Source organism: Stieleria sedimenti, assembly GCF_025060895.1.
Classification (GTDB): domain Bacteria; phylum Planctomycetota; class Planctomycetia; order Pirellulales; family Pirellulaceae; genus Stieleria; species Stieleria sedimenti.
The window spans coordinates 1-18894 of sequence record NZ_JANZKV010000221.1; the positions used below are offsets into that span (position 1 = coordinate 1).

Annotated in this window: 11 protein-coding genes; 7 read left to right on the forward strand and 4 right to left on the reverse strand. The window is 60.4% G+C overall.

Annotated features, from left to right (window positions below):
* Positions 1-290: 290 nt before the first annotated feature.
* Together NZK35_RS26475 and NZK35_RS26480 are read left to right on the forward strand one after the other, a co-directional pair.
* Positions 291-3317, forward strand: a complete 3027-nt coding sequence (locus NZK35_RS26475) for an FG-GAP-like repeat-containing protein (protein WP_259635532.1) — start codon at positions 291-293, stop codon at positions 3315-3317.
* Positions 3318-3327: 10 nt separating this feature from the next.
* Positions 3328-6381 (forward strand): FG-GAP-like repeat-containing protein, encoded by a 3054-nt coding sequence (locus NZK35_RS26480; RefSeq protein WP_259635533.1) that lies wholly within the window; start codon positions 3328-3330, stop codon positions 6379-6381.
* Between the two features lie 241 nt (positions 6382-6622).
* On the opposite strand, the gene NZK35_RS26485 is transcribed toward NZK35_RS26480, so the two are convergent.
* Positions 6623-7321, reverse strand: a complete 699-nt coding sequence (locus NZK35_RS26485) for a LuxR C-terminal-related transcriptional regulator (RefSeq protein WP_259635534.1) — start codon at positions 7319-7321, stop codon at positions 6623-6625.
* 412 nt (positions 7322-7733) lie between these two features.
* Here NZK35_RS26485 and NZK35_RS26490 point away from each other — a divergent pair, with 412 nt between their 5' ends.
* Positions 7734-8918 (forward strand): cytochrome-c peroxidase, encoded by a 1185-nt coding sequence (locus NZK35_RS26490; protein ID WP_259635535.1) that lies wholly within the window; start codon positions 7734-7736, stop codon positions 8916-8918.
* A 451-nt stretch (positions 8919-9369) separates the two neighbouring features.
* Here NZK35_RS26490 and truB read toward each other — a convergent pair whose 3' ends face one another.
* On the reverse strand, positions 9370-10260 hold the full coding sequence (gene truB / locus NZK35_RS26495) for a tRNA pseudouridine(55) synthase TruB (RefSeq protein WP_259635536.1): 891 nt from the start codon (positions 10258-10260) through the stop codon (positions 9370-9372).
* Positions 10261-10376: 116 nt separating this feature from the next.
* Here truB and NZK35_RS26500 point away from each other — a divergent pair, with 116 nt between their 5' ends.
* Positions 10377-10904 carry an NUDIX hydrolase gene (locus NZK35_RS26500; RefSeq protein ID WP_259635537.1) on the forward strand — a complete coding sequence of 176 codons (528 nt, stop codon included), beginning with the start codon at positions 10377-10379 and terminating at the stop codon, positions 10902-10904.
* Positions 10905-11284: 380 nt separating this feature from the next.
* On the opposite strand, the gene NZK35_RS26505 is transcribed toward NZK35_RS26500, so the two are convergent.
* Positions 11285-12304, reverse strand: coding sequence for a DUF3500 domain-containing protein (locus NZK35_RS26505; RefSeq protein ID WP_259635538.1), 1020 nt, complete (start codon positions 12302-12304; stop codon positions 11285-11287).
* Between the two features lie 221 nt (positions 12305-12525).
* Here NZK35_RS26505 and NZK35_RS26510 point away from each other — a divergent pair, with 221 nt between their 5' ends.
* Positions 12526-13299 (forward strand): AraC family transcriptional regulator, encoded by a 774-nt coding sequence (locus NZK35_RS26510; protein ID WP_259635539.1) that lies wholly within the window; start codon positions 12526-12528, stop codon positions 13297-13299.
* A 60-nt stretch (positions 13300-13359) separates the two neighbouring features.
* Complete coding sequence (locus NZK35_RS26515; protein WP_259635540.1) at positions 13360-15000, forward strand: sulfatase family protein; 1641 nt, start codon at positions 13360-13362, stop codon at positions 14998-15000.
* Here the strand turns inward: NZK35_RS26515 and NZK35_RS26520 are convergent.
* Complete coding sequence (locus tag NZK35_RS26520; RefSeq protein ID WP_259635541.1) at positions 14997-17327, reverse strand: efflux RND transporter permease subunit; 2331 nt, start codon at positions 17325-17327, stop codon at positions 14997-14999. The two genes, NZK35_RS26515 and NZK35_RS26520, sit on opposite strands and share 4 nt — an antisense overlap.
* 213 nt (positions 17328-17540) lie before the next feature.
* Here NZK35_RS26520 and NZK35_RS26525 point away from each other — a divergent pair, with 213 nt between their 5' ends.
* Positions 17541-18890 (forward strand): ArnT family glycosyltransferase, encoded by a 1350-nt coding sequence (locus NZK35_RS26525; RefSeq protein WP_259635542.1) that lies wholly within the window; start codon positions 17541-17543, stop codon positions 18888-18890.
* Positions 18891-18894: the final 4 nt, after the last annotated feature.

Below are 18894 nucleotides of genomic sequence, written 5' to 3' on the forward strand. Positions count from 1 at the left end.
TGGGTGAGATACTAGGGCTGACACAATGCTTGCCGGTGGCGTCAGCCACCGGTGGCGAGGGCTCAAACCACCGAGGCCTGAAGGGCCGGCACAGTACTCCCGGGAATCCCAGGTCACTGTGTCGGCCCGTTGGGCCTTGGCATTCCTTTCAACCAGCTCCGGTGGCTGACGCCACCGGCAGACACTCTGCCGGCCCGCCGGGCCTAAGAACCAGTGACCCGAGAAACAGACATAGAAAACGGAGAAGTCAGCAACTCCGAATCAACTGCTCCAGGGTCGAGCCCTGCTTCATGAACTCCACACGCACCATCGACCATCCAGCCACCTCGCCGATCCGCGTTCGATGGTTTGCATGGCTGCTGGGCTTGCTAATCCTCGGATGCGGACCGGCCCCAGAGCCAGTTCAAGAACCGGCGTCGCGTGAAGCACCGACCGTTGAACCGGCGAAGTCAGCCGAGCCACCCGCCGCACTTTCTCGCGAACAACAACTCGACCAAGCTGATCAACTGACCGAAGCGGGACAGCTCGACGAGGCCACCGTCGTTTTGAAGCGTCTGCTGGTCGCCGACCCGAGTGATGTGGAAGTCATCTATCGATTGGCGCTCGCCAAGGCCAATGAGGACGACCTGCCGGCGGCGATCGAGTTTCTCGAATCGATTCCCGAAGACCATCCCGAGGCCGGTCTACCGGCACTCGGCCAGGCGGCGGATTGGTCGTTCCAAGTCGGGCAGTACGCCGATGCCGAACGCAAGTATTCCCGCCTGCTGGAACTGATCCCCGACGCGGGCCGGGCCCATCGGCAACTCGCGTACCTGTTCAATCGCCAGGGGCGGCGTCACGAAGCGGCGGTGCACGTCCGAGAGTTGTGCCGGTTGGGAGACTTCCGGCAAGACGAATTGCATTCGCTGATCGTGTTGAGTGATGCAATGGCTTCCGATGATGACGCCAAGGACGACGGATCGGTCCGCTATGAACCGATCGGAGTATCCGGAACGGCACGCGTTCTGTTTACCGAGCAACGCTTCGCTGAGGCCGCAGCGTTGTTGCGTGACAGCGTGACCGAAAACGCCGCCCCGCCCTCGGTCGTGGCGTTGTATGGCCGGTCACTCGCCGAGGCCCAAGACGATGACGGCTTTCGGCAATGGATCAGCCAAACGGACGATTCCGTGCGTGACTTTTCCGAGTACTGGGCCGCATGGACCGCCTATCTGGCCGGCCAACAACAGCCCCGAGCCGCCGTTCGAGCGGCGCTGGAAGCACTCGATCGCGATCCCACGGACTTCTTAACGATCAACCGCTTGCTGTACATGCTCAAGATCCTCGGCGATGCCGATGGTTACGCAAAGTGGGAACAACGCTGGAAAGCATTGCACCAGGTGTTGACGGCCAACAATTCGATTTCGAATGCCCAGACACCGAACGTCGATGCGATCGACGAACTGGCGTCGCAGTTGTTCGCGATCGATCGCAAGCTGGAGGCGGTTGCCTGGAAATCCCTGGAAGCCTACTACCGAAGCCTGCCCGCCGAAGTGATGGAGCATTGGAATACCCAGCGCCAACAATTGGTCTCCGCCGACGATGGGTTTCCCAGTCGTCAGACGCGATTGTGTGGGATGGAACTCGGGGCCTATCCGCTTCCCGACATCGAAATCGCGGTGCGTGCACCGGCCGCGCAACCTCCAAAGCCACCCCCTCTCAGGTCCGCACCGCATCCCGCCGCCTTTCGCAATGTCGCCGCGGAGATCGGCTTGACGCATGCCTACGCGGTGGCACGCAATCCCCAAGACGACGGATTTGCGATGTACCAACAAGCCGGCGGCGGCATCGCCGTCCTGGATTATGATTTGGACGGAGCGGCGGATCTTTATTGTGCTCAAGGTGCCGCCGATCCGCCGGAGTTTCTCGCCGATCGCTCCGACATGCTCTATCGCCAGGCCGACGGGCAGCTTCGCGACGTGACCGTCGACGCCGGTGTCACGGAACGCCGTTACACGATCGGATGCACCGCCGGAGATTGGAACCAAGACGGGTTTGCGGACATCGTTGCCACCAACATCGGTGCCAATGTGCTGCTGATCAACAACGGGGATGGCACGTTTTCGACGTCACCGCTCGCCGGCAGCGACGATCTGCATCGGATGCCGGCTTCGGTCGCGATGGCTGACCTGGATGGCGACCAGATCCCCGATCTCGTGGAACTCAACTACATCCAAGATTCCGAAATTGCACGATTGCCCGATCGTGATTCATCCGGCGAGGTCGTCGATGCGGTCGGTCCGGGGGATTTCGCATCGGCAATGGACCGCATCGGCACGAACGATGGAAAAGGGACTGCGGTGTTTCAACCGATCAGCCGACGGGCATCCGACGCGCACAAGGGGCTCGGCGTCGTGATCGCAGATTTTGACGGACAACCCGGCAACGACGTGTTTGTCGGCAACGATAAATCGCCGAACCAAATGTGGGTCCGCGATCGCGACACCGGCGTCTGGCAAGATCTGGCGGTTGTCAACGGCAGCGCCTATTCATCGTCGGGTGCCGCGACGGCCAGCATGGGGATCGCTGCGAGCGATTTTGACAGAAACGGAACGCTGGATCTGCATATCGCCAACTTTCAAAACGAAAGCGTCTGTCTGTACTTGAACCAAGACGGTTCGTTCCGCGATCGGGCGATCGAATATGGGCTCGGCGTCCCCAGCCGTTCTGTCCTGGGATTCGGTTCGCAACCCTTGGATTATGACAACGACGCATTGCCGGATCTGGTGGTCAGCAACGGTCACATCGACCGATATCAATCGATGGCCGGTCCCTTTGAACAACTTCCGCAACTGTTCGGCAATTTGGCCGGGCGTTTCGAACAAGTCGATGTCGCCGATCCGTCCGGCTATTGGGACACCGGCCATCTCGGACGCAGCGTGGCGACACTCGATTTCGATCGCGACGGAAGGAACGACGTCGTGATTTCCCACGTCGGCGAAACCACCGCGCTGTTGCTCAACGAAACGCCGACACGACATCACTGGCTGCAGCTGCGATTGGTCGGCGTCCAAAGCGAACGTGATGCGATCGGTGCCAAGATCACGGTCCAAGTGGCGGACCAGCAATTGACCGGCTGGGTGATCGGCGGCGATGGATACCTGGCCAAAAACGAAGCCGTCGTGTCGTTCGGTTTGGGCGATGCCAACTCGGTCGATCAGATTCAGGTCCAATGGCCCAGTGGGGTTCACCAGCAATTCGGACCGACCGCTGTCGACCGGCGAATCCTATTGATCGAGAACCAATCGGATTTCGATTGGCCCGGACATGAAAATCATTGAGCGTGAACCAGTGACTGACCGCACGATCCATCTGACGTCGGCGATTGCCATTGTTCTGACCCTTTCGATCGGGTGTCGGCACAGCGAAAATCCCAAGACGTCCATCACGCCGGCAGAACAAGACCGTGATTCGTTGCCGCAAGTTCCGTCGGGCGATGCGTCTGCCGCTGAGCCACGAACAGGCGTCGCCACCGATCCACCAGCGAAAATCACCATGGATCGCGCCGGCGTGATCGCCAAGGCCGAGCAACTGGAACAACAAGGTGACTTGCGCGGCGCCGAGTCTGTCCTGCGGTCTCTGCTGTTGGTCGACCCCCACGATGATGAAATCCTGTTCCGGATGGCCAACCTTGCCGCCGGACGCGGTGATCTGGCCGAGGCCATCGAAGTGCTGAAAATCATTCCCGCCGATCATCCGGAATCCGGACTGCCGGCACTCGGTCAGGCCGCCGATTGGTCGTTCCAGTTGGGACGTTACCAAGACGCAGAACGCGGCTATCTCAAAATCCTGGAACAGATCCCGCAGGCCGCTCCAGCACACCGAAAGCTGGCGTTTCTCTACAACCGCCAAGGCCGTCGCCATGAAGCCGTCGAACATGTGCGCCATCTGTGCAGACAGGGCAACGTGCGTCAGGACGAATTGCACTCGCTGATGCAGCCGAGCGATGCGATGTACGACCCTCCCGCCGAGACCCCCGCTGCTCCCGACCGACACCTGTACTATCCGATCGGCGTCTCCGGCGAAGCGAGAAAGTTGTTCATGGACGAAAACTTCCAAGCGGCCGTCGACGTGTTGCGGGATTCGGTCGAAGCCGATCAACAGCCGCCCTCGATCGTCGCGTTCTTCGGCCGCGCCGCCGCCGAGGCACAGGACGATGTGAGTTTTCAGTGGTGGCTGGGCAAAGTCGATGCCCGCGTGAAACAGTTCTCCGAATACTGGGCCGCCATCGGGACCTATTGGTGGACCCAACGCAAACCCGAACAGGCCACCCGAGCTCTGATGGAAGCCCTCGATCGCGAGCCCTCGGATTTCAGGTCGATCGTCCGCTTGCGAGCTGCTCTGGAAGCGCTGGGACGCGGCGAAGATGCCGAACAGTGGTCCGAGCGTTGGAAGACGCTGCGCGATGTGTCCCAAGTCAATAATCGGATCGCCGATGCGCCGCAGCCCGATATCGCATCCCTGCTCAAGCTCGCCACATTGCTCGAGTCACTCGATCGTCGACTTGAAAGCGTCTTGTGGAAGTCATTGGCAGCCCATTATCAGCGGGCCCCCCGGAACGTCCTGCAAGTGCTGCAAAGCGAACTCGTGCGGTTGGTCCAATCCGAGCAGGGTTTTCCCGAGACAGCGGTCAAGCTTTGCGGGATGCGACTCGACGCATTCCCCTTACCCGCGACGGATCTGGCCGAAACCAATCTTCCGATCCCAACTGCCAGCTCGGCCTCCGCACCCCATGATTCGGTTGAACCCACGTTTGAGAATGTCGCCGCTGATGTCGGTCTGATGCACGCGTTTCACGTCGCGAGTTCCACGCAAGACCGTGGCTTTTCAGTGTATCAGTCCGTCGGCGGTGCCGTCGCAGCAATCGATTACGACTTGGACGGCCGGGCGGACCTTTATTTCACCCAAGGTGGTGCGGACCCGCCGATGTTTGTCGGTCGCGAAAGCAACGTCTTGTATCGTCAAACGGAAGGGAAACTCGTGGACATCACCGAGCATGCGGGAGCCCAACAGAATCGCTACTCCACCGGTGTCACCGTCGGTGACTGGAACCAAGACGGATTCGCGGACTTGGTGGTTGCAAACGTTGGTCAGAATTCGCTCTGGATCAACTCCGGCGACGGCACCTTTCGACCGGTCGATTTCGATGACCGTGATGACAAAACGATCTTGACGACTTCATTGGCGATGGCGGATTTGAGCGGGGACGCTTTGCCGGACGTGTTCGAGTTGAACTATCTGCACGATCCCGCCTTCAGCAAACGTCCCGCAGTCAACGAGTTGGGCCAAGTCGTCGGCTATCTCAAGCCGGCCGAGTTCAATCCGGGCACCGATCGATGGATCACGAACGATGGCAAGGGACAAGCGTCTTTCCGGCTCATTGGTGATCCTGATGCCGCAGCGGCCTCCGGACTCGGGGTCGTCGTCGGCGATTTCGACGATCGCCATCCGGGAAACGAAGTCTTTGTCGGCAATGACACTGACCCCAATCAACTGTGGGTCCGCGGAAACGGGACGGACGAAAATCCTTGGCGTGACGTCGCGATGTCACGTGGTTGTGCCTTCGGATTCGACGGCGTGCCGACCGCGTCGATGGGCGTGGCCGCGGGTGACTTCGACCAAAACGGTGCCCTCGATTTTCACGTGACGAATTTTCAAGACGAGAACGCCAGCCTGTTTCTCAACCGCGATGGGATGTTTCAAGACCGAAACGTCGGATTCGGATTGGCCGGCCCCAGTTCCTCCGTGCTCGGATTCGGAACCCAATCGATCGACTACAACAATGACGGCACACTGGATCTGGTCGTGACCAACGGGCACATCGAACAGTCCGCCGCCATTCCCGATCCTTTCGAACAACCCCCGCAATTGTTTCGAAATCTCGGCAACCGGTTCGAGCTTTGCGACGTCTCCGATCCCTCGGGCTACTGGAGCGGTCGACACGTGGGACGCGGACTGGCACGCCTGGATTTCAACCGCGACGGAAAGATGGACGTTGTCGTCACGCATCTCGGCGAGACCTCGGCCCTGTTGATCAATCGCACCGAAACGCAAAACCACTGGATTCAAATTCAGCTGGTCGGCACGCAAAGCGAACGCGATGCGATCGGCGCCAAAGTGGACGTACAAGTCGGAGACCGCAGTCTGTCACAATGGGTCGTCGCCGGAGACGGATTCTTTTGCCGAAACGAAGCGGTCTTGGCGTTCGGTCTCGGTGATCGCCAACAAGTCGACCAGCTCTCGATCCGCTGGCCGAGTGGACGGCGTCAACAACTCAACCATCTTGCCGCCGATCGCCGCCTGTTGATCGTCGAAGGCGATCCGGAACCGTTTGAGCGTTGGTGAGCGTTCGGCAAGACCGGAGCGTTTGCGCCCTGCCGCTACCATCCATGCGTTGTTGTTAGCGGAACGGCGCGAGCGGGCTGTCGATTTAGTCGGGATCTGCTGAGTCAATGGTGAGCCGCTGGCCGCCAGGCCTCGGGCGGGCGCCGGGATGCCCGGCCGCTCACGCGTCACGGCTCACAAAATCAACAGCCCGCGAGCCGTCCGGTCTTGCGGAAACGACGAGTCTCAAAACCTCGCCCACTTAAACGGCCAAGGCGGAAACCTGATCAGCATTGCGCGCCGTTTTCCACTGCGTCTCCGTCTCGGTGTTGGTCCACTCTCGAAGCATGTCGAGCTGCGCGAGCTTGGAAATCAATTCCGCCAGGGTGGTTGCGTGAAAGTGTTTCATGATTGCGGCGCGGCGGCGTTCGACCGTTCGATCTGAAATGTCCAACTCGCGTCCGATCACACGATTCATCTTGCCTTGCATGATCCGCTCCGCCACCGCGCGTTCCTGGTCCGTCATCTTGCTGGCGGCATGTTCGAGCGACTCGAGTTGCTTCATCATCTGCAGGTGTCGACGCACACTCTCGGTCACATCTCGTGCCAGATGGTGGCGTCTCACGATCGGGCCGCCTTCGTACTGAGCAACGCCCACGGTATGGATGGAGAGGATACGTGGATTGCCCGTCGCGTCGCGAACACAGCGAAGTGCGTGAAGGCTGCCGCCACCACTGAGGTCGGCGTGCTGGCACTCGGCGACATCGTCGTTGAGCGGGTCGTCCTGGCAGAGGAACGATTCGTAGGACAGACCCGCCATCGAATTGGGATCGTAGCCCAACACGTTTTCGACCGAGGGGCTGACGTAAGTGATCTCCGACAGGCCTCTGTGGGAAATGAAGAAATAGGGATCCACAAAATCGTTCGGCCGAGGCTGGTCCAATGCCCAATCACTGCTCACGTCAACGGCTCCTGTTTGGATAATCGGTGTGCGAGTCATCAAAATAGTTCACCGTTGGGGCGTTCCTACGCAATACCGCTGTTCTGACCGGCAACCCTCAATTTGGGGTGCCGGCTCGTGCGGAGATTCGTCGGGGGGAACGACCGGAGGGGCAAAACGTTGGGGCAGAACGAAGGGGGCAAAACGAAGGGGGCAAAACGATGGGGGCAGAACGATGGGGGCAGAACGATGGGGGTGGCAGAACGATGGGGGTGGCAGGAATCTGGAGCCAGGGGGTCGGGGAATTGGGCAATGGTGGCGAGGATGTCTGCGGGTAGAATGGTGGTGGGCGTGTCCGGGGCGGGCATTGTTTTGCCCTCGTCGTTTTGCCACGTCAGCCTGCGGGCGGTCCAGATGCTGGGAGAGATTTGGTTTGTCGGTTCAAGTTTTGATCATGAATCTGCTGGCGGCGGTCTTGCTTGCACCGTGGATGTGCACTGCCGCGGCGGCGGGTGATGCCGGCGGCTCGCCCGCGCCCGCGCCGCAACGCAAACTCGATTTGCCTGTACCGCCGTATCGCTACAGCGACTTGGACGCGCCCGACGCGATTGCCGATCAACTCCGTCGACTGGACAACACTCCCGCGGACAATCCACTGACCGACCACGGGGCGACACTCGGCCGCGTCCTGTTTTACGACAAAACACTCTCCGCCAACGGCACGACGTCTTGTGCGACGTGCCACGAACAACAGCACGCGTTCAGTGACCCTCGGACGAAAAGCGTCGGCTTCCGAGGTGAAACGGTCAGCCGGAACTCGATGAGTCTTGTGAATCTGCGTTTCTATGCCCGCGATCGGTTCTTCTGGGACGAACGGGCATCGAGTCTGGAAACGCAGGTGCTGATGCCGATCGAAAACCCTCTTGAGATGGGACACACGCTCGAAGCATTGGTGCAACAGTTGTCGCGTGATCCGATCTATCCGCCGTTGTTTGCCAACGCGTTCGGCGATCCCGCGGTCACGCAAGACCGGATCGCCAAAGCGCTCGCGCAGTTTGTCCGGTCGATCGTTTCCTTTCGGTCACGCTACGACATCGGTTTGCAACACGTGAAGTCACCGAAGGATGATTTTCCAAATTTCAGCGACCAAGAGAATCTTGGCAAGCGACAGTTCTTCGGCCGCGCCCGTTGTGCCGAATGTCATCTGCCCGACCACGATGATGTCGGCCAGAAACAATGGGCGGTCTTTCAGTTGAGCGAACCGGGTAACAACGGGATCGATATCGATGGCCCCGACGTTGACGCCGGAGTCGGCTCGCAGTCTGGGCGGATGCAAGACCGGGGAAAGTTCAAACCGTCGTCGTTGCGGAACATCGCACAAACCGGTCCCTACATGCACGACGGACGATTCATCACGCTGGACCAGGTGATCGAGCATTACAATTGGAGCGTCCGGCCGCACGAAAACCTGGATCCTCGACTGGCGGACTTTGCCGCCAACGGCTTGGCCTTGCCGGAAGTCCCCAAGGTGGCACTGGCTGCGTTTCTCGCCACGCTGACCGATGATGCGCTGCTGACCGACCCCAAGTTTTCAGATCCGTTCGTCGCTCAACCGTAGCGATGCGGCCGTCGCACGACGTCGCACGCCGCTCGCTGACCGGTCTGTTGATTTAGTGAGCCGTGACGCGTAGGCGGCCGGGCATTTTGGCGCCCGCCCGAGGCCTGACGGCCAGCGGCTCACCATTGACTCAGCAGACCCCCAATAAATCAACAGCCCGTGACGCGTCCCGCTGGCATGCCAGCACGTGGCGTCAGCCAGTGGCTCAGCCGGACGACGTTCGGTGCACGAAGGCGGAGCATTGAGGAAGTCGTGTCCCCAGGCAGAGACCTACGCCGTGAACGATTTATTTCCTGTGTTTGATGAGGTTTTAGCGGCAGGGCGCAAGCCCTCCGGCTTGCGCATCGTTGCCAACACACCGGAGGGCTCGCGCCCTACCGCTAAAAAGTCGTTCACGGCGTAGGACAGAGGTCGGGAACAAGTGGCCAACTCCACAACACGCGGGGGCGGCTCAACCCGGAAAGACTCGCTTGGGGCACCAGCTCGATTGCTTCTGCACCAAGATCGCTTTGAGGTGTCCGTCCGGCGTGATCGCCGCGACATGGTCGGGATTTTCCTCCGCGGTACCGGGCGTGTCGAGTTGCCGTGTGCCGAGACACAACCCGTTGGCCAAGCGTTTACATTCGTCCGGATTGACGATCAGTCGGGGCAGGTGCGAAACGCCGATCGCCGCGGGCAACAGCAGGGACTCGATTTCGTTTTCACGGAGCTGCGTTTCCGAAACAGAATCCGAGATCGAGAACTCGCCGACGCGTGTTCGGACCAGCGACGTCATCACCGCGACGGTGCCGACAGCTTTAGCGAGGTCCACTCCCAGCGTGCGAATGTAGGTGCCGGTTCCGCAAGTGATTTGCAGCTGAAGATCGGGGTAGCGATAAGACAAGATTTCGATCGTTTTGACGTAAACCTTGCGGGCTGGCATCACCACGTCCTGTCCTTCGCGGGCCATCACGTAGGCCCGTCTGCCGTCGACTTTGATGGCCGAATAGGCCGGCGGGATCTGCTCGATCGTCCCCGTCAAGCTGCGGCACGCTGACGCGAGTTCTTGGGTGGTCGGGATCGGGTGATCGGGATACAGCTTGGGTTCGAATTCCATGTCGCCGGTCGGGCTCTCGGCGGCCAGTCGAAACGTCGCCCGATAGCTCTTGGAGGCTTCGTGCACGAAGGGGGTCAGCCGGGCAGCCGGTCCGACGCCGACGACCAGCACGCCGCTGGCCAGCGGATCAAGCGTGCCGCAGTGCCCCACCTTGACCTTTCGCCCGCGCAATCGTCCTTGGACGATGTTGACCAGGTCGCGTGATGAAAAGCCGATCGGCTTGTCGCAATTGAGAAATCCGAACATGTTTCCTGGGTGCGGAGGGGGATGATGTGGGCGGTGGATTGTCCAAAAACGCAGGGACCGCGTAACATATCCGGCTGACGAACCAAAACAACAGACTGACAGAATGGATGACACCGATGAGCCGAGACGATGATCCCACAGAACCGATGCTTTTGAAGGGGGCAAGGTTCAACGTCCACCGGATGACGTTGACCGGCGACGATGGCCGGCTTTATCAACGGGAGGTGATCCGTCATCCCGGTGCGGTCGTGTTGATTCCGATCCTAGACGACGGCCGCGTCGTTCTGATCGAAAACACCCGCCCGACGGTGGGCGAAACACTGCTGGAACTTCCGGCCGGTACGCGTGAATCGGGCGAAGAGGCCGTGGTCACGGCGTCGCGAGAATTGATCGAAGAAACCGGCTACCGGGCAGGCAAGCTGGAATTGGTTCACGAGTTCTATTCCGCACCGGGCATTTGCGACGAACTGATGCACCTGTACCGAGCAACCGAGCTGGTCGCCGGGGATCCCGACCGCGAAGCGACCGAGTCGATCGTCAATCGGATCGCGACGCGGGACGAAATCAAAGCCTGGATCGCCAACGGAAAAATCCGCGATGCGAAGACCTTGGTAGGTCTGTACGCGCTGTTGTCCGGAGATTGAGTGGGCGAGCCCAATGCCATCTACTTTGACGCCAAGCGTTTTTTTGTTAGCGGTAGGGCGCGAGCCCTCCGGTCTTTCACGGTGTTTGTGAAGCGCGACCGGACGGCTCGCGGGCTGTCGATTTAGTCGATGTTCCGAATTCAATGCCATGATGATATCCCGACGCGTCAGCGAGGGGCGCCGCGTGGCCCCTTGCTCACGCGTGCGGGCTTAAATCGACAGCCCGCTCGCGCCGTTCCGCTAAGCAACGCACGGAAAATAAGTGGGACAGGCTTCCTGCCTGTCGACGGTGGAATGACAGGCTGGAAGCCTATCCCACTCGCAGGATCCGACACTTATTTTCCGTTCGATCCCAACACGTTGAGGCGGTAACCGAGCGGTTACGGCGTCAAGTCGAAATCGCCGGATAGGTCGCGCCAGACGCAGTGGATATGGTTGGCCGGGTTGCCGGCGGCATCGGCTTGGGTGTTGACGAATTCGATCAAAAACCGTTTGCCCTGCACGCGGTAGTAATGCCCGATGCCCGGCTTCGTGGCTCCGGCCCAGGCGAAATGCACGTCGTCCCAGCCGTCCTCTTCGATCTGGGCACGGCGTTCGTCGGCGACCGGATTGGTGACGGCGTCGATGTAGGTATTGACCAGTCTGGTCAGCAACGCCTTGGACTCCTCGCTCATTTCGCGATAGGTGATGCCGGTCGGTTCATCGACGTTTGCCTGAGCTTCGCCTGCGAAGCGAATTTCTTCGGGCGCGTCTTGGTCGATGATCGCGATGTCTTTCTGGCCGGTTTCAAGCGAAGCGACCAGATCAAACGCGAGTTGTTCTTCGTCGCGCAGTACGCGCGTTCCCTTGCCCAAGGGACCGGAAACTTCGTTCATCACGGTGGCGGGATTGGCGGCGAAGAATTGCGGTGTGCTGTCGACCAACTCGCCGTCGCTGAAACTGAAATTCATCGACAGGTGGTGTCCTTCGAAGCTGAGACCCCATTTCCCTTCGTCACCGGGCGTGCCGAAGAGGGTCACAAAGTACTTGTGCGGATCGCGTTCCCAGGTGCGGTCCTCCCCTTCCAGTTCTCTCAACACGCCTTCGAGCAACATGATTTTGCTGGCCTTTCCGTAGCCCGCTTCGCTGAGGGCACTGCGAAGCAACCGCAGGGCGGCGACCCGCTGGGAGGCATTCATGTTGCGAAGCATCAGCCCTTTGCGAGTCTTTTTGGGGATGAAGTGCCAATCGACGCGTTGGTCGCTGTCGTAGGGCATCGTCGCGGTCGATTTCTGGTCGTCGTCCAACTGTTCCAGAAAATTGTTGGCGAATAGCGCGACTTGAGAGCCGGGGGAATCGGCGAGCTTCAGCCCTCCGGCGACCAGGCACAACAAGACAAACGCAACGGATAGAATTCGCATGGAAAGGAGTCTCACGAGGTTGGTGGGGAGCGTATCAGGCGGGTGCGGGAGAATCGGCAGCCATCGGGTCGTGTTCAGCGAGATGCCGTCTGCCCGATTCTAACGCAAGCTGGCGTCGCTACCCAGTCAGGCTATTGCGGAGAGATCGGTTACAATCCAAGGGCGTTTTGTCGACGACAGTGCGCCCTCCACCAAGTGCATCGCATGGACGACCGAAAAAAATGAATGCATCTCCGACCGGCAACCCCCGTCAGCTCCAAGAGCAGTTTTTTACAGCGATGGGTGGGCCCCAGCAATTTCAGCAACTGTTCGCCTATCTCCCGGACGTCTACTTTTTCGTCAAGGATGCCCAAAGCCGCATGATGGCGGTCAGCTCCGCCATCCTGAATCGACTGGGGGTGTCCAGCGAAGCCGAAATCATCGGGACGTCCGACTACGATCACTTTCCCGCACAACTTGCCGACGAATTTGTCCGCGACGATCGGATGGTGATCGAAACCGGCCGACCGTTGATCAATCGTGTCGAAATCTGGTACACCGAACATCGTCTGCTGGACTGGTTCGTCACCACCAAGCTGCCGGTCCGCAACACCCGTGGCGAAGTGATTGGGGTGATGGGGACGGTGCGGGATTACAATGGGGCGCGTGCCGAGATCCAAGCTTACTCGCAAATTGACGACATCTTGAATCACATCCACCAAAACCTGGATCGCAAAATCGGCGTCAACGAACTGGCGGCGATCGCGGGTGTCTCGTCACGCCAGCTGCATCGCCGATTCGTGGAGCTATTCGGGTTGAACGTGCAAGAATTTTTGGCCAAGACGCGGATCAAAGCGGCCAGTGACGCGCTGATCAATACCGACCTGAGCGTCGGAGACATCTCCTTGAAATTCGGTTTCTGCGACCAAAGCGCGTTCACACAACAGTTCAAAAAACACATCGGAGAAACTCCGCTCAAATTCCGCAAACGCCAACGCGTTCTGCCACGCATTTGATTGAGTCTCTCGACCCACCGCCCCCTACACGAACTGCTCCCCACACGAAACGACTGCCTAATGAAACGTTACTGTTGGTTGACTGAAATGCGAAGACTCGTCGGTTTGGTTGCTTTCCTCTGCGGAGGCGCGGCGTTGCTCCCGTCGGTTTGCCAGGCCCAGACCCTGCGTCCCAACATCTTGATCGCGATCTCCGATGACCAGTCCTATCCCCACGCGTCGGCCTATGGCGACGCGGCGATCCGGACCCCGAGTTTCGATCGGGTGGCCAAAGCCGGGGTGCTGTTTCAAAACGCGTTCACGCCGGCGCCGGGGTGCAGCCCGATGCGGGCGGCTTTTCTGACCGGCCGGGAGATCTGGCAGATCCGTGAAGCCGGGACACACGCCAGTTACTTCCCCACCGATTTGCCGGTCTTCACCAGCCAGCTGGCAGAAAGCGGTTACCACGTCGGGATGACGGGCAAGGGATGGGCGCCGGGCAAAGCCGTCGGTTGGCCCCACAACCCTGCGGGTAAAACCTACGGCAAGCGAAAACTGAACGCTCCCAAGGGCATCTCCTCGAACGACTACGCCGCCAATTTTGACGACTTCCTCGACGCCCGCGATGACGACCAACCGTTTTGTTTTTGGTTCGGCGCCTCCGAGCCGCACCGGGTGTTCGGCAAGGGGTTGGGCAAAGCAAACGGCATCGACACCGACGCGATTTCGGTACCCGAGTTCCTGCCCGACGAGCCGGAAATCCGCAGCGACATCGCCGATTACATGTACGAGATTCAATGGTTCGATTCGCACTTGGGACGCATGTTGGATCGACTGCAACGCGATGGCGAATTGGACAACACGCTGGTGATCGTCACCAGCGACAACGGCATGTCGTTCCCCCGTGCCAAAGCGAATTTGTACGAGTACGGGATTCACATGCCGCTGGCGGTCGCCTGGCCCGAGCGGATTCCCGCCGGTCAAGACACCGATGATCTGGTCAGTCTGATCGACGTGACGCGAACCATTTTTGCTGCGGCAGGTGTCGTGCCCCGGCAAGCGGAACAATTGCCCGGCATCAACCTGCTGCCTCGGTACAGCGACCAAGCCGACAAGGTCACGCCACCGCGCGACGCAGTTTATAGCGGTCGCGAACGTCACTCGTCGTCCCGATATCGCACGCTGGGGTATCCCTGTCGCTGCGTCCGAACCGACACCCATCTCTATATTCGCAACTTCGCGCCCGAACGGTTCCCAGCCGGAACGCCGCAGAAATACAACCGCGCCAAGTACGACGATTCCGGCAAGCTGATCAGCTTCGAATTGGGGCCGGCCGACGGCGGCTATCACGATATCGATGCCTGCCCGACGCTTGACTGGATGATCGCCAATCAAGATCGACCGGACGTCGCTCGGCTGATGCAATTGTCGGTCGGATTGCGTCCCGGCGAAGAGCTGTATGACATCGTCTGCGACCCCGATTGCCTCAACAACCTGGCGGCCGATCCGTCCTTCGGCAAGATTCGCGAGCGTCTGTCAAACCTGCTCGACAGCTATCTGCGCCGTACCGGAGATGTCCGCGTCACCGCGCCCGAGAAGGCGAACGTGTGGGAGACCTATCCGCGGGTCAGCGGTTTGCGTTGGTTCCCCGAACCGGAGTGGGCACGCGAGCATCCCGAGTGGGTTCCCGAGCAACCGTGGCTGGAAGAGCGACGGCCTTAGCGATCCAGGCTGCGAACCAGCGCCGGCAGGACGCTCAGGTTGATCAGCGTTCCGATCACCAGCGTCCATGCGACCAGCGTCCCGAAGGTCGCCGTGGGAATGAATTCGCTGGTGGACAGCACGCTGAAACCGGCGACCAACGCGAACGTCGCCAGCATCACGGGGGCACCGATGTTGCCGGCCGCAGACACACACGCCTGACCGGGAGGGCGCCCGATCGCTCGCCGACGTCGATACACCGTCAACAGGTGCACCGAGCCATCGATGGATAGCCCCACCGAGACCGCGGCGATCATCGCGGCGCCCATGTTGATGCGGCCTCCGCCGAGCGAAACGGCTGCCAAAACCAGAAAGGCGGGAAGCAAGTTCGGCACCAACGCCGCCGTCGCCAGTCGCAGGCTGCGGGTGGCAATGCCCATCAACAGCCAAATCAACATCGCCGAAACGATGAAGCAGCGCCATTGGTCCGACACCAACTGGTCGACCAAACGCGTCATGATCACGTAGTACCCGGTCACGGTGACGCGTTCGGCAACCGGCTGTTCGTTTTCGGTTTGTTCGGCTGTGGTTGGTTCGGCCTCTGCGTCCCAACGCTGCAAATGTTCCGCCGCGATGCGTTGCACGTTTGCGATCAGTTCGCGTTTGGTGTCGGCCGACAATCCCTCGGGACTTCGCAACATGACGCGCAACTTACGGCGTTGCGGCGCCTCGCCGATCGGTTCGGAAATCAATGCCCCGATGAAGGTGGGCAATCGCGTCCGCATCGCGGCGATCCGCACGGATGCCGGCATCCATTTTCCGGCCGACGAACGCCCCAGGACTTCGGTGGCATCGGCGATGCTGATCGCCTTGCTCAAACCCGCCTCGCCGCCGAGCTCGCCGAGCAAGTCGCGTTGAAGCGTTTGTACTTGCGACAGGAAAGGATTGGACAGGGTCGCGGGCACGTCGAGCACCAGGTCCCAAACCCCCGCTCCTCCCAAGTTGTTTTCGACGTTGCCGTAATCCTGGACGATCGTGCTGTCGGGCCGAAAGTTCCTTAAGAAACTGGTCTCAGTCTCTCCCCGCGTGACGGCGACAATGGCAACGACCATCACGACCGCCGCAGCAGACACGGTCCATTTGCGATGCCCGGCAAACCAGGCCGCGACACGAAAACAAAGTCGACGCAAAGTGCGCGTGAGCAGATGGCGTGTCGGCACGATGCGTCGAATCCAACGAAGTTCGGGAAGCATCAAGCAGGTGGGCGTGAACAGCAAGATCGCGACAAACACGTTCATCGCCGCGAGGGCAACCATCAAACCGAACTGACGCACGGGTAGGATTTCGGAAAAACAAAGCGCGGCGAATCCCGCCGCATCGGTCGCGCACGTCCAAAAGATCGGCGCGGCCATCCGCTGCATGACTTCTTCGGTCGATTCGATCTGAGAAAACCCGCGGCCGCGGCGACTGTGATAGCGGACGCCCAAGTGCAGCACCGCGGTGACCGCCACGACGGTGACGATGGCCGTCAGAATCGATGCGATCAATGACAACGAGATGCCGGCCAGAAACATCGTGGCTTTGGTGAGCACAACCGACCACCCGATCACGAGCGCCAGCAGCAGCACCAACCGTACGTCCAACAGCGCTAGGACCAACACCAGCGATAACAACGCAATCGTCACGAGCGCCAATCTCGCACCGTCCCGACGCACCAAGGCAAACGCTTCGTCGACGAGCACGGGTTCGCCGACCAGCGAAACGTTGCTGACCCTCTGCTGCTGGGACCACCAGGTGGTGATGTCGCGTAGCCCGGCCACGGTCGACGCGGTTTTTTGGTCGTCGATCATCACCACGACCGCCGCGTGTGAATAGTCCGCCGAGTGGGTGTAGCCGGAAAAAATGTCGCTCAGCCCCTTACCGACCGGGTCATCGGGACGCATCAGTGCCGGCGTCTTGTCAGCCGGCGATGCGTCGCCAAGCCCAAACGGAAGCAACTTGGCTTGGTTCATCCCCTCGGCCGCTTCGTTGAGCACCCAAGGTGAAAGGGTTGCGGTGACACCCTCAAGCGCCCTGACCTTTTCGGTCAATCGGCGGCTCCGCTCGATGCCGCCCGGCGTCGGCAGCGCTTCGTCGCGGTACATCAGCACCAACACGTCGTCTTCGCCGAACCAACGCTTCAGGTTTTCGTACTGCTGCAACGTGATGTCTTGATCACCGAACAACGACGAAACACTTTGTTCGGTCGTCAATCGGGTGGAGACGGGATACGCGCCGGCCAGGGTCACGATGCCGAGGGCCATCAGGACCAATCGCCAACGAATCGCGTATTGAATCAAGAACTGCATCGGGACAGGCTACGTGGACGCCATAGGACTCGTCAAGCATGCGTCGAGAGCGACCGGGAAGGCAGAGCCTCCGAGACAGCGATCCGGCATGCACAGCATGCCCTACGGGGCGATCTGACGTGTATCGCATGCCCGACGGTCGATCGGACTGATAGAATTGGCGGGGTCCGTCCCGCGTCGTCGCATTCAGGTTGTTACCCCAGAGCCGTTCCCTTGCCATCTCGATCGACCCTCCGAATGGTGCTGTTGGCCGTCGGGCTGACCCTGTTGATTCGAGGTCTGGTGATCTATTTTGATTCCGACGCGTTCGCCGCGGATCCGGATGCCTATCGCGTGATCGCGAAAACGCTGCGGCAATCCGGTGTCTTTGGTCTGACCGGTGCGGACGGATCGACGCGAGCGATCGCGTTTCGTCCGCCGCTGTATCCCTGGTTGCTTTCGATTTGCATGCCCGGCGGGCAAGTATCGCGTCTTGCCGTCGCAGGGCTGCACCTCGTGCTGGCCGCACTGACGGCCTGTTTTGTCTTTCTTGCGACTCGGCATTTCGCGGCACAGCTTCGTGCGTCGTCGTACCGAGTCGGCGGCGGGGACCGCTTGGGCCTGGCAGCGGTTGTCTTGACGGCGGTCGATCCGATTCTGTTGCGACAATCGGTCGAAGTCATGACCGAAACCTTGGCCGCAACCTTGGCGGCGGCTGTGGTCTGGTTGTGGAGCGGATGGAGTGCCGCAGCTGTGACCTCGACGCGCAGACGCGGTTCGATTTTCATTCCCTTGGGAATCGGCGTCTTCCTCGCGTTGGCCTACCTCTGCCGGCCGACTTTTCTCGTCTGGGCCGTGCTGTTGGTGATCGCCACGCCGTTGCGTTTTCAAAACCGACGTGGCTTGCAATCCGCCTTCGTGATCGCGTCGGTCGTGGCCCTCGCGGTCGGCGGCTGGACATGGCGTAACTCGCGTGTTTTGGGACATCCTGTCTGGGCCACGACGCATGGCGGATACACGTTGCTGTTAGCCAACAACGAGTCTTTCTATCGCTATCTTTCTGACGGGCAATTCGGGCAAGCCTGGGACGCCACGTCGTTTCTGAACGCCTACGCGCATCGCTACGAGGGCGACCCGCGTGAGGCGGCGTTTTGGCGACGCGACTGGACCGGGACACCGAATTACGACGCCGCGGTCTCGGAGTTTGACGACGATCGGTTGTGCTATGAATCGGCCGTGGCCACGATCAAGCGACACCCGTCTGTGTTCGCATGGTCGATGGTCGTGCGTGTGGGGCGTCTGTGGAGTCCGTTTCCGCATGCGGTCGCGGGGCGTTCCACGCCGGCCGCCCTCGCGGTCGGTTCGTTCTACGTCGCGCTGTCGGTGGGGGTGATCGTCACAATCGTGCGGCACCGGCGACGAGTCTTTGGCAGTCGCTGGTGGGCGGTCTGGTTGCTGGCGATCACACTGACGGGCGTGCATGCGGTCTATTGGAGTAATCTGCGAATGCGAGCCCCGATCATGCCCGCGATCGCGATCCTGGCGGTGTGTAGTGTGGTGGGAAAACAGCCGGCGGACGATTAGTGGC

Coding starts and splice junctions, on each gene's coding strand:
- truB (WP_259635536.1), bottom strand. CDS start 10,260: ATGTTCGGATTTCTCAATTGCGACAAGCCGATCGGCTTTTCATCACGC.
- NZK35_RS26515 (WP_259635540.1), top strand. CDS start 13,360: ATGAAACGTTACTGTTGGTTGACTGAAATGCGAAGACTCGTCGGTTTG.
- NZK35_RS26505 (WP_259635538.1), bottom strand. CDS start 12,304: ATGCGAATTCTATCCGTTGCGTTTGTCTTGTTGTGCCTGGTCGCCGGA.
- NZK35_RS26510 (WP_259635539.1), top strand. CDS start 12,526: ATGAATGCATCTCCGACCGGCAACCCCCGTCAGCTCCAAGAGCAGTTT.
- NZK35_RS26500 (WP_259635537.1), top strand. CDS start 10,377: ATGAGCCGAGACGATGATCCCACAGAACCGATGCTTTTGAAGGGGGCA.
- NZK35_RS26520 (WP_259635541.1), bottom strand. CDS start 17,327: ATGCAGTTCTTGATTCAATACGCGATTCGTTGGCGATTGGTCCTGATG.
- NZK35_RS26475 (WP_259635532.1), top strand. CDS start 291: ATGAACTCCACACGCACCATCGACCATCCAGCCACCTCGCCGATCCGC.